This is a genomic window from Microcoleus sp. CAWBG27 (assembly GCF_020883145.1).
GTDB lineage: Bacteria > Cyanobacteriota > Cyanobacteriia > Cyanobacteriales > Microcoleaceae > Microcoleus.
Genome location: NZ_JAHREU010000002.1, coordinates 141,802 through 156,631, shown reverse-complemented (window position 1 = coordinate 156,631; position 14,830 = coordinate 141,802). Strand labels below are relative to the sequence as shown.

Below are 14,830 nucleotides of genomic sequence, written 5' to 3'. Positions count from 1 at the left end.
CCACCCTACCAACATAGTTATATCGCTAATAATAGAGGATAAAAAATAATGTCTAAGCCAGTTATTTTGTGTGTTGATGATGAGAGAATTGTGTTAAATAGTCTGAGAACGCAACTGTCAAGAGCATTCGGTAGTGATTACCTCTATGAAGGAGCGGAAGATGCGGATGAAGCTCTAGAGTTAATCGAAGAACTTAATGAGGAAGATATAAGTATTATTTTGATTATTTCTGATTGGCTAATGCCGGGAATTAAAGGAGATGAGCTGCTGATTCGGATTCACAAAAAATTCCCCAAAGTCATTAAAATTATGCTGACTGGTCAAGCTGACGAAGCAGCGATTAACCGAGCTAAGAACGAAGCGAATCTCCATTGCTGTTTGTCTAAACCTTGGTCGGAAGCCGAACTGTTGGAAACGATTAAATCTGGTTTAGCGCAACTATAGCCGAGTTGTTGAAAACTATTAAATCCGGTCGGTCTCAATTATGGATCTACAAGTAATTGTCTGTGTTGATGATGAGAAAACTGTACTCCGAAGTCTGAAAGCAGAACTTCAAGAGGCAATCAGCAATGATTATATTATCGAAATTGCTGAAGGTGGGGAAGAAGCATTAGAATTAATCATGGAATTGCTAGACGATGGCTATGAAGTCCCGTTAATTATTTCCGACCATATTATGCCTGAAATGAATGGAGATGAGCTGTTAAGGCGAGTTCATATCATTTCACCCAAAACTCTGAAAATCATGCTCACAGGACAAGCAGATATTGAAGCGGTAGGAAATGCTATCAAAAATGCAAATTTATATCGTTATATCGCCAAGCCATGGCAGCAAGAAGACCTGAGTTTGACGGTAAAAGAAGCTGTCAATAGTTACCATCAAAACAAACTGTTGGCGGAACAAAATGCCCAACTCCAGCAAATGAATAGCGAGTTGGCAAAGTTAAACTTTGACCAAGCTTTACTGATTGCCCAACTCAATGAAAACGAAAATCGCTTGACACAGTTTTTGGAAGCAATGCCAATTGGTGTGGGGGTGCTGGATGCTGAGGGCAAAGTTTACTATATCAATCAGAAAGCCAAAGAGATCTTTGGTAAGGGAGTGGTGCCGGATATAAATTCAGAACAATTGTCAGAGGTTTATCACACTTATCGAGCAGGCACGGATCTAGAATATCCTCCTGAAGACTTGCCAGTTGTGCGGGCGTTGAGAGGAGAAAATGCCGCCGCTGACGATGTAGAAGTCCACAACGGCGACAAAATTATTCCCTTAGAAATTTCGGCAACTCCTATCTACGATCGCACGGGAAAAATTACTTATGCTATTAATACCATCCTAGATATTACCGATCGCAAAAAAGCTGAAGCCGAGCGCAAAAATCTGATTACAGAACTTTTTCAAGTTAATTGCAATCTGGAACTGGCACTAGATACAGAAGTAAAAATTACTGAGGCGACAAGTCGCTTTGTACCAAATCAGTTTTTATCTTTTTTGGGATATGACAGTATTGTTGATGTTAAATTGGGAGATGCGGTAGAGTTGGAAATGTCGATTTTATTTTCTGACATTCGAGATTTCACTACTCTCTCTGAACAAATGACACCGAAAGATAATTTTAAATTTATAAATTCATATTTGAGTTATATGGAACCGCTGATTGTGGAAAATCACGGGTTTATTGATAAATATATTGGCGATGCAATTATGGCTTTGTTTAGCGAGGGCGCCGACAATGCTGTGAAAGCGGGAATTGCGATGCTGCATACTCTTGCTGAATACAATCAACATCGCGCTTCTACGGGCGATGTGCCGATTCAGATTGGGGTGGGAATTAATACTGGTTCTTTGATGTTGGGTACTGTTGGCGGACGCAATCGGATGGACGGTACTGTGATTGGCGATGCGGTTAATTTGGCTGCTCGGATTGAAAGTTTGACGAAGAATTATGGGGTGTCGCTGTTAATTACTCAGCAGACTGTCGATGGCTTGAGAAATCCTGCTGATTATGGGATTCGCGTGATTGATAAGGTTCAGGTTAAGGGGAAGTCTGAATTGGTTACTGTTTATGAGGTTTTTGATGCAGATTTGCCGTTCGTTAAAGCGGGGAAGTTGGCTACTTTGCCAGTGTTTACTGAGGCTTTGTCTTTGTACAATATCTATAATTTTACTGAAGCGGCGGGGTTATTTGCTGATTGTTTGCGGGAAAATCCGGGGGATAGGGTGGCTCGAATTTATTTGGATAGGTGTCAGTAGTTAGTTGGCAGTTTGCAGTTGATAGTTGGCAGTGTAGACGCGATTTCCAATCGCCGGGATTTCTAAATTGGGATATAATCATTGGGATGTCATCGCATGGCAAATCAATCACCCGGCGGTTGAAACCGCGTCTACACAAACCAAACCCGCCTCCGCGGGTTAAGGATTTCAAACGATGATTTCTCATCTGGTGAATACCCTCTTCGTCCGCGGAGGCGGACATCGTTTGTGTAGTCGCGATTTCTAATCGCCGGGGCTTCAACTTACGCACTAATTTGCTCGATCGGCATTTCGATGATAAATTCGGCTCCTTGGCCCGGTGCAGACACGCAAGTCAGCATTCCGCCGTGTTCTTGGAGGACTTTGTAGGAAATGGACAGGCCCAAACCGGTGCCTTTGCCTGCGGGTTTGGTGGTAAAAAAGGCCTCGAATAATTGCTGGCAAACTTTTTCGGGCATACCGGGGCCGTTGTCAGAAACCCGAATTACAGCATTGGAGTTTTGGACTTCCGTCTTAATTTTAATCTTGCTGCGGTTAGCTTTGGCTTCGAGAGCCGATCGCCCTGCGTTGTATTCCTCGATCGCGTCGATCGCATTTCCGATCAAATTCATAAACACCTGATTGATTTTACCGGAATAGCACTCAACTAAAGGCAAGTTGCCATATTCTTTAATTACGGCAATTTCGGGATAGTTGTCTCGGGCTCTCAGGCGGCTTTGCAGGATTAACAGCGTGCCTTCAATGCCTTCGTGTAGATTAACCTTGGTCATTTGAGAATCGTCTTTGCGAGAGAAATTTCTGAGCGATCGCACAATTTCCCGAATGCGATCGGCTCCAATCTGCATCGAAGAGATCGCTTTTGGCAAATCTTCTAAGAGAAAATCTAGCTCGATATCCTCAATTTTCTGTTGAATTGATGCCGGCGGCTGCGGGCAGTGTTCCTGATACATCTCGATCAAATTCAGCAAATCTTCGGTATAGTGACCTATGTGGACGAGATTGCCGCAAACGCTACTAACGGGATTGTTAATTTCGTGAGCAACACCGGCTACCATTTGACCGAGGGTAGACATTTTCTCGGTGTGAATTAATACTGCTTGAGTTTGCTGCAATTCCTGTAAAGTATATTCGAGCTGAAGTTTTTGCTGGGTTAACTCGGTTTGCGATCGCAGCAAAGCTTCCTCGCTGCGTTTTTGTTCGGAAATATCAGTAATTAACCCTTCCAAGGCGAGCAATTCGCCTGAGTCGGAATATACTCCCAAACCTTGCTCCCAAACCCATTTTAATTCACCGTTTTTAGAAGTTATGCGGTAATTTAACTGATATGGTCGATTTTCTCGCAGGGCAATTTCTACGGCATTACAGAAGATTTCGCGATCGTCCGGGTGAGTCAATTCCGAGAGAGAAACTTGCCGGGTGCCGATAAATTCTTCGGGAGAATAGCCGGATAATTGATAGCAGCCTTCGCTGACAAACTCCATACTGCGATCGGCATCGTTGCGAAAGCGGTAGGCCATCCCCGGCAAATTGCTCATTAGGGTAGACAAGGCGCGCTGGCTTTCCCGCAGGGCTTCTTCTGCGTGTTTGCGATCGGTAATATCTGTCATCACCACGAGCACGCAGAGTTCCCCCTCCAAATGAATCAATTCGGCTGACACCAAACACACCACCACCGATCCCGACTTCACCCGAAATTCGCATTCGGCGTTGCGAACAACACCCTGTACTTGCAGCAATTGCCTAAAATCAAGTCTGTTTTGAGGCTTTACCCAAATATTTAATCCCGCTACTGTATTGCAGGTCATTTCTTCTAAACTGTAACCAGTTATCGATAAAAAACTATCATTAGCTTCTATAAAACGACCCTCAGCAAAAGTAGTAATAGTCATTGGATCTGGACTCGATCGAAAAGCCTTAGAAAACTTTTCCTCCGACAAACTCAACCTTTTAATAGCTTCTTCCAACTGACTTGTCCGCTCTTTAACCCGGCATTCCAATACCTCGTTAGCCTGCTTCAGAGCAACCTCTGCCTCCACCCGATAAGTGATATCGCGCACCACGGCTTGCAGCCGCATTTTGCCGCCGATATCCATAGAAGTTAACAGCACTTCCGCCGGAAACTCTGAACCGTCCAAACGGCAGTGTACCCAGTCAAAACGACTATTTCCTGTTTCCATAGCCGTATTAATTCGCTCTAGAGAAAGACTCATAGAATCTTGCCCGTTCGGTTGCAGCCGCGGGCTAAATTCCGAAGGATGCTTGCCACAAAACTCCGATTCACTGCTGCATCCAAATAAAGTTAAAGTAGCCGGATTGCAATCTAAAAAACTCTTTTCGTCTAGCAGCATTACCGCATCTGTCGTCGATTCGTACAGAGTGCGAAACTTTTTTTCTGAAGCTTGCAAAGAAGCAATCAACTGCATTCTTTCTTCTCCAGCCTGCTTTTGCGTAGTAATGTCCTGCATTACTTGAGAAAAGCCCTGTAACTCTCCGCTTTCATCCCGCAAAGGAGTCACAATAATCTTCGCCCAAAATCGGGAGCCATTTTGGCGGAACCGGTAGCCTTCACTTTGATATCTACCTCTTTCGCTAGCTGTGATTAATTTTTCTTGGGGTTTGCCAATTGCAATATCTTCAGGCGTATAAAAGCATTCAGAATTTTTCCCAACTATTTCGCTAGATTCATACCCCAAAATTCTTTTAGCTCCCGAATTCCAGCTTGCTACATACCCCTTAGTATCTAGCATGAATATAGCATAATCTTTAACACCTTCTATTACCATTCGCAGGCGTTCTTCACTTTCTCTAAGCCTAGATTCGGCATTTTTGCGCTGGGTAATATCTTCGACAAAACCTTCGTAGTAGAGCAATTGACCGCCTGGGTTGCGGACTGCGCGGGCATTTTCCGCGATCCAAATTACTGTTCCATCTCTGCGATAAATCTGCGACTCAAAATCTGACACGATGCCTTTTGCTTGCAAAGCAGAAATAAAATCATTGCGGCGATCGGGATTGACGTAAAGCTGATCGCTAATATTAGTCAGACTGTCCATCAATTCTTCGGCAGAATTATATCCGTAGATGCGAGCCAAAGCTGGGTTAGCGCTGATGTAGCGACCGTCATGGGTTGTTTGGAAAATGCCGGAAACAGCATTTTCAAACATACTCTGATATTTTGCTTCCATTTGGTGCAGTGCCTCCTCTATATTCAGGCATTCTATCGTTTTATTTTCTAATTTACAGTCGTTCGTTTTGTTTGCTAATTTTTGGTGTGCCATTTTTGAATACCCTGGTGTGTTTTTGTGAAAGATTCAATATTGTTGAGTGTCTGTTAGTAGTATAGATGCTGGATCGCCAAGTCGATAAATCCACCGCCGAGCCGTGCGATCGTTGTTGTCAAGCCTTAATTGCTTGCAACACATATCAGGACACAACGCTGTGTTGTGTCCCTACAGAATATGTGTATTGGATCCAATCGAGAACGGCTAGAGTCTGAGATTCTCCGGACACTGCTGTATTTATTGACTTCATCTACTGCGCCGTTAGTTGTTAGTAGAGTTACGAAAGTTTAACCAGTCGGGTCTATTTTATTTTGAGCTACAAATGACTGTCAAAATCGGATTTGCCAATCAATCTGCTGAAAGTTGCGATCGTTCGATCCAAACTCGTCTGTTAAAAGCTTCCTGAATAAATGAGGAATAATTGTACATCCTGAAATTAGCTGCAAACTGTTTTTTCCAGTTTCGGCTGTGACTGTTTGGTGAATAGCTTGGAAGTACAGTACCAACTGCTGATTTTTTAGACGATCGCCCGATGGCGTCCCGCTTGCAGCCGGTGCTACGGCTAACTTGCTGCAAGTAATCCGCCACTCTAGCTGAATGGTTGCCACTAATGCTGCCAGTTATCATTGTAGGACTTACGTAAATGTCACATTAAAAGGTATGTTGTTGCGCTTGAGCGCTCTTAAAGAGGGTTCAATCGGAACACACGTACCTAAAAATTAACTCCTAGAAGAGTGCCAGTTGCGTCCAGGACTGCATTGATTTTTGCTGGCAGATTATATAGCTGACGGTCGATCGCTCTTTAGTAGATGAGGCCCTTGTCTAAAATTGTCACAATCCGAGGGAGCATTGTTGTATCAAAAAATTCATATTGAGTTAGTTTCTTGGAATAAATTCTGTAGCCATGCTGTCATTTCGGCAAAAATCTGGGTCAGGGCGCGCCAAATGTCGGCAGCAACTCTGGTAAAATCCCGATCGACACTCGGCCCATGCCCGACATCAAAAAGCCCACCCCAGCAAACAATTCATCGTCGCTACATGACTGATTCTCCCGTACTTACAACAGCAGATATATCCGCAGCTTCAACTTTGACAGCGGACTCTCCCCTGTGGCCAGCCCTGCTGCAACAACTGTTAGACAGACAATCTCTCTCCCACGCCCAAGCCGCCGACTTAATGCAGGGATGGCTGGCAGAAGCCATACCCCCCGTGCTTTCAGGAGCCATTTTAGCAGCCCTCCAAGCCAAAGGCATCTCGGCCCCAGAATTAGCAGGAATGGCTCAGGTATTGCAGTCTCAGTCCCTGACGGGCGAGTCCCAGAGCGTTGTCGATCGCCAATCTCCCATCTCGAATCTCAAATTAATTGATACTTGCGGCACAGGCGGCGATGGTGCGTCCACATTTAACATTTCCACTGCTGTAGCCTTTGTCGCTGCTGCGGGCAAAGTTCGAGTCGCCAAACACGGAAATCGATCGGCATCTAGCAAAGTCGGTTCGGCTGACGTGTTGGAAGCACTCGGAGTCAACCTGGGCGCAGATCCTGCCAAGGTAAAAGCTGCGGTAGACGCTACGGGCATCACCTTTTTATTTGCGCCTGGGTGGCATCCCGCACTTAAGGCTGTAGCGTCGCTCCGCCGCACTTTGAAGGTGCGGACTGTTTTTAACCTTTTAGGGCCGCTCGTCAATCCTATGCGCCCTACAGGGCAGGTAATTGGGGTGTTCGATCCCAGTCTGGTATCAACTATTGCCCAAGCTTTGGGCGAGTTGGGAACTGAGTTGGCGATAGTCGTTCACGGCCGAGAAAAGTTGGATGAGGCGGGTTTGGGTGATGTGACGGATTTGGCGGTTTTGTCGGGCGGCCAGGTTGAACTGACGAGTTTGCACCCCGAACAGGTAGGATTGACGCCAAGTGCGATCGGCTCGTTAAAAGGCGGAAATGTTGAGGAAAACGCCGAGATTTTGAGCAACGTGTTGCAAGGCAAAGGTACAGCAGCACAAATGGATGTTGTTGCTTTGAATGCGTCTTTGGCTTTTCAGGTGGGAGGTGTAATTCCGATCGGTTCCCACGCAGCAGGAGTTACTTTGGCCAAGGAGATTTTATCGAGTGGTGAATCTTGGTTGAAGTTGCAGCAGTTGGTGGAGTTTTTGCGTTGAGTAAATAAGTTCCGCAGTGCGATCGATGTGTAAGATTTAACAGGTATTGAAGGATATTAGTAGGGTGCATCTCATGAATGAAAATATACTCTTAGGGGCTCTCGCATTTCGGCAGTAAATCTCTGATTATCACTCATAAATTATGTGCCGAAATGCTTCGCCCTTGCCAGAATGAGATGCACCCACCAGATGCAACCATCGGGAATTCTATCCATTACATCCGTCAAATCCCGCACATTGCTCTTTTTGGTAATCGAGAATTCTATCTGTTACATCCGTTAAATCCCGCACATTGCTCAGGGAGCATCCCGATTGTGCAAACATATCCGCAAGGGCGAAGCATTCGCGCCTGTATGTTATCGACTATAGGAGAGATTGTTAGCGCGAATGCTTCGCCCTACAAAAACGGGATGCTCTCCATTGCTCATTGCCGAACTTCCTTCTTCCTTCTTTCTTCTTCCTTCACACTCGCGTGCGAAATTCAATCACATCTTGCTTAATAGTCACATCTTTATTACCAAAAAAATCGTGACCGAGCAGCCCAATTTCTAGTGCTGGGGAGATGGGTACAACTATATTATTAATCGCCAAACCGCCAGCTTCAATTGAAGTAAGACTGCCGAGAGAAAAAGTAGCCTCTCCGTTCGGAGTTTTTGCTTGCACGGTTCCTTTAGGAACTATCCCCAAAGCGGTAGCCATTGCTGGTGTAATGACGGTGCGACTGGCTCCCGAATCTACCATCATCTCAAACTTTTGTTTGCCGTTAAAGGTGACTTCTATGACTGGGATATTAGCTTCTCGGCGTTTAATTTTGACTAGAAACACTCCCGACTTGGTATCAGGCGAAGCAGGCGAAGCAGGCGAAGCAGGCGCAGCAGGTGAAGCAGGTGAAGCAGGTGCAGTGGGTGGAGTTGATTCTTGAGGGGCAAAACCGCATACCGATCGACTCAAGCTGACAGTTTGGCCGCTGGAGTTCCGCATAAAGCATCCCTCGCTCTCTTGAGCTGTCGCTCGCGAAGAGTAGACGGCGGTATCAAGTAAAATTGAGCTGCTCAGAGAAATAACTGCTGTAAAAGCCAGTAAAGGTTTTCGCAGGTTTTGAGGGTTCGGCAGAGACTTCATTGAATTGGAAGATAAAGGTAAGGGAGATTGACCGATCGTAATTTGATGAAACAGTTTAGGTCGATCGTAACAACGACAACTGCCTTTTGGCATAGACAACCCTGGACTCCGGCACCAACACATTCTGCCTCGGCTGGCACAAATTCCAATAATATCTGTATATTGCCGGCTAGCATCAAATCCCAGGCAGTGGTAAGAATTAACCAAACGACTGTAATTAAGGATGCCATGTCACTTTCAACTGCACAACCCGCTCTCCTAGTCCTAGCTGACGGTACTGCTTACCGCGGCTGGTCTTTTGGCGCTGACGCCACCGTCGTCGGCGAGGTCGTATTCAACACGGGAATGACGGGCTATCAAGAAGTTTTGACCGATCCGAGCTATTGCGGTCAAATTGTCACTTTTACTTATCCAGAATTGGGCAATACCGGGGTAAATCTCGAAGATGAAGAATCTGCACGGCCGCAAATTCGAGGTGCGATCGCCCGTAACGTATGCAGCCGACCCAGCAACTGGCGCTGTTCGCAATCCCTGCAAGACTACCTAAAACAGTACGACATCCCAGGTATTTACGGCATCGATACCCGCGCCCTGACCCGCAAAATTCGCACCGTGGGAGCCATTAACGGCGGCATTTCGACGGTGATTCTCGACCAGGCCGAGCTTTTGGAGCAAGTTCAAGACGCCCCCAGCATGGCCGGGCTGAATCTGGTGAAGGAAGTAACCACCCGCGAGGTTTACGAGTGGTCTGAAGCCACAGATGCCGTATGGGAGTTCAGTCCGACAGTTAAGCCGGATAGCGGCGAAATGTGGACGGTGGTAGCCCTAGACTTTGGGGTCAAGCGCAACATCCTGCGCCGTTTGGCGAGTTACGGCTGTCGGGTAATTGTTGTACCCGCCGACACGTCAGCCGAGGCAATTCTCAAATACAACCCGGATGGCATTTTTCTGTCCAACGGGCCTGGAGATCCTTCGGCGGTAACGGAAGGGATCGCGACGGCGAAAGCTTTGTTGAAGTCCGACAAACCTGTGTTCGGCATCTGTATGGGACACCAGATTCTGGGCATTTCCTTGGGTGCGGAAACTTTTAAACTGAAGTTCGGGCACCGGGGATTGAATCATCCGGCAGGTTTAACTCAGCAGGTAGAAATTACCAGCCAAAATCACGGTTTTGCGATCGACCCTGATTCCCTAGTCCCGGAAGTAGAAATTACTCACCTCAACTTGAACGATCGCACCGTAGCCGGATTGAAGCACAAAACCTTGCCCCTGTTCTCAGTCCAGTACCACCCAGAAGCCAGTCCGGGCCCCCACGACGCTGACTATTTGTTCGATCGATTCGTCCAGTCAATGCGAGACAATCAGAAAGTACCAGCTTAGTCATTGGTCAATAGTCAATAGTCATTAGTCATTAGGACACATGACCAATGACTGATGACCAATGCCCAATGACCAATCACCAATGCCCCATGCCCCATGCCCCATGCCCCATGACCAATGCCCCATGCCCCATGACCAATGCCCCATGCCCCATGCCCCATGCCCCATGACCAATGCCCCATGACTAATGACCAAAAAACTGTAGACAAAATACCAAAAAACTCCTATAATGAAGCCTCGACTTTAAGCCATACCTAGCTAGGAGGGTGTCATTCCTGAGTCATTGACCCTGACCGTTAGCCTCAGAGGCACTCGCGAAGTCAAGAATAACCATCAGTTATTTCGCTTGACTGGCCTGCTGGACGCTTTTTCTGAGGCCACTTTTCGGAAGGTACTAAGCAAATGTATTGACGAGGGCCCAAAACACGTAATTTTGGACTTGTCTCAGATAGATTTTGTGGATAGTTCCGGCTTGGGCGCACTTGTGCAACTTGTCAAGAAAGCCCAAACCATGGAAGGGACATTGCAAATTGTCTCAAATCCCCGCGTAACTCAGACTGTTAAACTGGTTCGCTTAGAGAAATTTTTGTCTTTGCAGCCTTCGGTTGATGAGGCGGTAAAAAACGTCAAGGATGCTTGACGCTACAGTGGGTTTAATTAGCTATCCGGCGATCGATGCTGGATAGCAAATTTTTATATTATTGAAAAATTGATACTTGACAGTTGACACATAGGGGTTGTGTCCTCGTGATTGCGTTTTAGAGTCAATTAAATAGAGCTTGCTGAATAAAACTAGAAAGCTTGCCATATAGGGGGTTCAAGATTTCTTGGCTCTACCCAAGAGCAAGTTATAGGATTATAGAGGCTTAAAATCCTTGTACTTTCCTTGTTAGTTTCTGAATAAATTTGGAAATTTAGCAATAAACCTACTATTTTTTTAGCTGTATAGCCTCATTTTTCGACTACCTACACTTTTTCAACAAGCCCTAAATATGATTTAAAGTCTCAAAAAAACCCAATTACAAACGAACAGTTATGAGTGGAAAGTCAGGGCAAACATTTTTAAAATATTTGGCAGCGATCGCCATCGCCTCCACAGCGACATTAACCGCGATCGTTCCAAAAGTTCAGGCAGCAGTTCTCACCTACAATTTTGATACTCGTCTGTTTAACGGGTATTTCAAAATCAATAAAATAGACCAGTCAAAATTGGACGAACTGGCAGCAATTGCAGCAGTAAATCCTTTTTTTGATGGCATGATATCGCAACCTATAATCGAAGGCAAGTTGTTTTACAAACAAACTACATACAATTATGACACGAGGGAAACAATTGAAGGCGACCCTACCATAAATCCCACTTTTCAGAACTTAGTAGGAGAGCCAAATTCATTTATATCCTACGTTTCCTATTATTACGGTCGTTTCAGTCAAAATCAACTGCATTTGGATGGATTAGTAAGTAACGGGTTGAATAGCCAGTCATGGGTTAATAGAGTTCTGCCAAGCGACAATTACGCAGGACATATTGACAAAATTTCATTTGGTTTAAGTTGGAGTCTGAGCAGCAATGTATTTGGCAGCACTGTGCTCAGTTATTTGAGACAATCTCGCGAACGTAACGGTGTGCGAGATTATCTTTTGGACAGATATTATCCACCACAAGCAGATTCTATTAATTACGAGTTGGTTTCAGAGGATGACTTTGCACAACCAGTTCCCGAACCGATCGCAGTTGCAGGTACGGCTTTAGGCTTAGCAGGAATTGCAGGATTAAAGCATAAGAAAAAACGCACAGATTTAAGTGCCAAAAACTAAGACAACTTACGCACCCCAGGTACAAAACTGGGTTTTATTGCGAAAATCCTTCCACCTCGCTGGAGATTAGCTAAAATAACTGCTTTCTTGGATATTCATGCGTTCGGAATAGGCCGATTGTGACTTACCTAACATTCCTGTTTCCCTGGCTGACTGGAAAATCTCCATATTGTGGTTACGCTCAAAGACAAAAGATGCTATTATTAGCGACAGCGAACGAATGCAGAACAACCTAAGTGAATGTAAAAATCAAGCTGTGCGGAAATTTTATTAAAAAAGTATGTCGCCGATCGCCGATGACAACCCAAAGCTGAGTCTGACAGAACTCGGTTTAGATCGAATCCATCCTCCGAGGGCGACACCCGCAGAAATAGAAAGAATTTCGCCCGCAGCATGGGCATATTTGGGGGATGCAGTTTACGAACTCTACATTCGGAGTTCGTATTTAATGCCACCGAGAAGATTGCAAGCTTATCACGAATTGGTGGTGGGGCAAGTACGAGCAGAAACTCAAGCGCGTCACTTGCGATCGATCTCTCCTTACTTGAACAGTACAGAATTAGCAATTGTCAAGCGCGGCCGCAATGCCGTATCGGGCCGTTCTAAGCGAGCAGATCCAGAAATATACCAACAAGCCACCAGCTTAGAAACGCTGGTTGGATATTTGTACCTGACAGACCCCGAAAGATTGACCGAAATTTTGGGATTTTTACAACTTGAGACTGAAAATATTTAGCCGTTGAAATTTTAGAAGCGGTGAGGAATTAATTGATAATTCTGGCAAGGTTAGCGTAAAAGAGCAAAAAGCTCGCCAAGACAAACACGATTGATATGTCGAACGTTAGCAAGTTAAGCAGCAGTAAAATCCTTGCTCCCTCAATCTAACATCTAAAATCTCAAAGCCCTAAGATTGCTCCCTCAATCCTAAATCCCAAATCTAAAATCTAAAATCGTGTTGACCACAACAAACAAATGAGAAAATTTACTAGACCAAACTCCTCGCGATCGAATTCCGACAGCAAGCCCTGGAACAGCGAAGGCCGCCGTCAGGACTCACAACCGTCCTCTGCCCGGTTTGAACGCAAGCCCCGTCCCGACACTCGCGGATCCGAGGCCCCTCAAAAGCGATCGACCTTTTCGCCCCAATCCCGAGAAATGCCCGTGCGAGCAATTTTCAAACGGAGAATCGATTCCGACAGCCAACCGCCCACCGGCAGAAATAATTTCCCAGACAGAGACAGAGACAAAGACGGATACAGCAGCCCGCGGCCAGCCCGCAACAATTTCCGAGACAGAGACAGCAGCCCGCAGGAATCCCGCAGCAATTTCCGAGATAGATACAAAGACAGAGACAGCAGCCCGCAGGAATCCCGCAACAATTTCCGAGACAGAGACAGAGACAGCAGCCCGCAGCCAGCCCGCAACAATTTCCGAGACAGAGACGGCAGCCCACAGCCAGCCCGCAACAATTTCCGAGACAGAAACAGAGACAGCAGCCCGCAGGAATCCCGGGGCAATTATTACAAAGACAGAGACAAAAACAGAGACAGAGACAGCAGCCCACCGGAATTCCGCGGCAACCATTTCCGAGACAGAGACAAAGACAGAGACACTCGCCCGGTAGACACGCAGTCAAATACAGTCGTGCAGCCAGACGCAGACACAGATGACATGATTTACGGCCGCCATGCAGTGCAAGCAGCTTTAGAAACAAACCAAGTCCTGAACCGAATTTGGGTTGTCCCGCACCTGCGCTACGATCCCCGCTTTCACAGCTTGCTAACCGAAGCCAAGGCCAACGGCAGCATTATCGACGAAGTTGACGATTTGCGCCTCGACTACATCACGCGCAAGGCAAACCACCAAGGCGTAGCCGCCCAAGTATCAGCTTACGAATACCTGGATTTGAGTGAACTGATCGCACAGGCTAAGGCTGCTTGTGCAGATCCCGTAATTGTGGTAGCCGAAGGACTCAACGATCCCCACAATCTAGGGGCGATTATTCGCACCGCAGAAGCATTGGGAGCTCAGGGGATGGTGATTCCGCAGCGACGGGCAGTTGGGATTACCTCGGCAGTGAGAAAAGTGTCAGCCGGCGCATTGGAAAGCCTGCCAGTGGCAAGGGTTGTGAATCTTAACCGGGCCTTGGAAGAATTGAAAGAGGCTGGATTCTGGATTTACGGCACAGCAGCAGGCGTGGGTGACTCATTAGAGACAATCAACTTCTCCGGGCCGACTGTTTTAGTTGTGGGCGGTGAAGCTGACGGTTTGAGCCTTTTGATACAGCGCGGATGTGATGGATTAGTTTCAATTCCTTTAAGGGGAAAGACTCCTAGCCTGAATGTCTCGGTAGCAACGGGAATGGCTTTATACGAAATTTACCGCCAGCGCGGGCCGAAAAAATTTCACGTCCACGGATAGTGAAATTGGTTGAAAAAAACAGCACAACAGAGTAATTTATGTAAGTAGCTAAAGCCTGGTTATCGGTGTCTCTAGCTACTGAGACCTCACTAGCAAAATCCCGAGTAGAATCTCACCTGGGAAAACACCTAATATGTACTCAAATTAGAGCGCAACTGCATAACAAACAGATAACTCTGAGGATAAAGCACTTTGGTTATTCCCAATTGGTCAGCAACTACGGTGATGCAAAATATGCGACTACCGCCAAAATATTGAGCGGTAGCACACTCTGAACAAGTAATAATACATCGGCCGCCCTTACGGACAGGCGAAAGTAGAAGGAGCCTTCTCCCTACTTTCCAACAGGAAATCGACACCAATCTATTTAGATATTAACTTTAAATAGGTTTGGATTGAT

11 protein-coding genes are annotated in these 14,830 nt (G+C 46.1%); 8 read left to right on the top strand and 3 right to left on the bottom strand.

Annotated elements, in window-relative coordinates; all coding sequences use genetic code 11:
- Positions 1–48 precede the first annotated feature (48 nt).
- Both QZ938_RS02045 and QZ938_RS02040 read left to right on the top strand, forming a co-directional pair.
- Entirely contained in the window at positions 49–444 is a 396-nt protein-coding gene (locus tag QZ938_RS02045) for a response regulator (protein WP_293155470.1), read from the top strand.
- A gap of 40 nt (positions 445–484) precedes the next feature.
- On the top strand, positions 485–2,254 hold the full coding sequence (locus QZ938_RS02040; RefSeq protein ID WP_293347164.1) for an adenylate/guanylate cyclase domain-containing protein: 1,770 nt from the start codon (positions 485–487) through the stop codon (positions 2,252–2,254).
- Between the two features lie 263 nt (positions 2,255–2,517).
- On the opposite strand, the gene QZ938_RS02035 is transcribed toward QZ938_RS02040, so the two are convergent.
- Positions 2,518–5,532 (bottom strand): PAS domain S-box protein, encoded by a 3,015-nt coding sequence (locus tag QZ938_RS02035; RefSeq protein ID WP_293347161.1) that lies wholly within the window; start codon positions 5,530–5,532, stop codon positions 2,518–2,520.
- A 332-nt stretch (positions 5,533–5,864) separates the two neighbouring features.
- The gene (locus QZ938_RS02030; protein WP_293155461.1) at positions 5,865–6,143 is read right to left on the bottom strand and encodes a hypothetical protein; all 279 of its coding nucleotides are present in this window, start codon (positions 6,141–6,143) and stop codon (positions 5,865–5,867) included.
- Positions 6,144–6,573: 430 nt separating this feature from the next.
- Here QZ938_RS02030 and trpD point away from each other — a divergent pair, with 430 nt between their 5' ends.
- Positions 6,574–7,689 carry an anthranilate phosphoribosyltransferase gene (gene trpD / locus QZ938_RS02025; protein WP_293347317.1) on the top strand — a complete coding sequence of 372 codons (1,116 nt, stop codon included), beginning with the start codon at positions 6,574–6,576 and terminating at the stop codon, positions 7,687–7,689.
- A 462-nt stretch (positions 7,690–8,151) separates the two neighbouring features.
- Here trpD and QZ938_RS02020 read toward each other — a convergent pair whose 3' ends face one another.
- Complete coding sequence (locus tag QZ938_RS02020; protein WP_293347158.1) at positions 8,152–8,904, bottom strand: retropepsin-like aspartic protease; 753 nt, start codon at positions 8,902–8,904, stop codon at positions 8,152–8,154.
- Positions 8,905–9,039: 135 nt separating this feature from the next.
- On the opposite strand from QZ938_RS02020, the gene carA reads away from it, so the two are divergent.
- From carA to rlmB, 5 genes are all read left to right on the top strand, one after another.
- Complete coding sequence (gene carA, locus QZ938_RS02015; RefSeq protein WP_293342395.1) at positions 9,040–10,191, top strand: glutamine-hydrolyzing carbamoyl-phosphate synthase small subunit; 1,152 nt, start codon at positions 9,040–9,042, stop codon at positions 10,189–10,191.
- Between the two features lie 283 nt (positions 10,192–10,474).
- Positions 10,475–10,831: an STAS domain-containing protein gene (locus QZ938_RS02010; RefSeq protein WP_293155451.1), complete on the top strand. Its 357-nt coding sequence runs from the start codon at positions 10,475–10,477 to the stop codon at positions 10,829–10,831.
- 395 nt (positions 10,832–11,226) lie between these two features.
- Complete coding sequence (locus QZ938_RS02005) at positions 11,227–12,009, top strand: PEP-CTERM sorting domain-containing protein (protein ID WP_293347155.1); 783 nt, start codon at positions 11,227–11,229, stop codon at positions 12,007–12,009.
- Between the two features lie 280 nt (positions 12,010–12,289).
- Positions 12,290–12,745 (top strand): ribonuclease III domain-containing protein, encoded by a 456-nt coding sequence (locus QZ938_RS02000; protein WP_293342401.1) that lies wholly within the window; start codon positions 12,290–12,292, stop codon positions 12,743–12,745.
- A 236-nt stretch (positions 12,746–12,981) separates the two neighbouring features.
- Positions 12,982–14,430: a 23S rRNA (guanosine(2251)-2'-O)-methyltransferase RlmB gene (gene rlmB / locus QZ938_RS01995; RefSeq protein ID WP_293347152.1), complete on the top strand. Its 1,449-nt coding sequence runs from the start codon at positions 12,982–12,984 to the stop codon at positions 14,428–14,430.
- Positions 14,431–14,830 lie beyond the last annotated feature (400 nt).

Bases quoted from the DNA above. Each gene is read 5' to 3' on its own strand.
- QZ938_RS02000 (WP_293342401.1), top strand. From the start codon at position 12,290: ATGTCGCCGATCGCCGATGACAACCCAAAGCTGAGTCTGACAGAACTC.
- trpD (WP_293347317.1), top strand. From the start codon at position 6,574: ATGACTGATTCTCCCGTACTTACAACAGCAGATATATCCGCAGCTTCA.
- QZ938_RS02005 (WP_293347155.1), top strand. From the start codon at position 11,227: ATGAGTGGAAAGTCAGGGCAAACATTTTTAAAATATTTGGCAGCGATC.
- QZ938_RS02040 (WP_293347164.1), top strand. From the start codon at position 485: ATGGATCTACAAGTAATTGTCTGTGTTGATGATGAGAAAACTGTACTC.
- rlmB (WP_293347152.1), top strand. From the start codon at position 12,982: ATGAGAAAATTTACTAGACCAAACTCCTCGCGATCGAATTCCGACAGC.
- QZ938_RS02020 (WP_293347158.1), bottom strand. From the start codon at position 8,904: ATGCCAAAAGGCAGTTGTCGTTGTTACGATCGACCTAAACTGTTTCAT.
- carA (WP_293342395.1), top strand. From the start codon at position 9,040: ATGTCACTTTCAACTGCACAACCCGCTCTCCTAGTCCTAGCTGACGGT.
- QZ938_RS02035 (WP_293347161.1), bottom strand. From the start codon at position 5,532: ATGGCACACCAAAAATTAGCAAACAAAACGAACGACTGTAAATTAGAA.
- QZ938_RS02045 (WP_293155470.1), top strand. From the start codon at position 49: ATGTCTAAGCCAGTTATTTTGTGTGTTGATGATGAGAGAATTGTGTTA.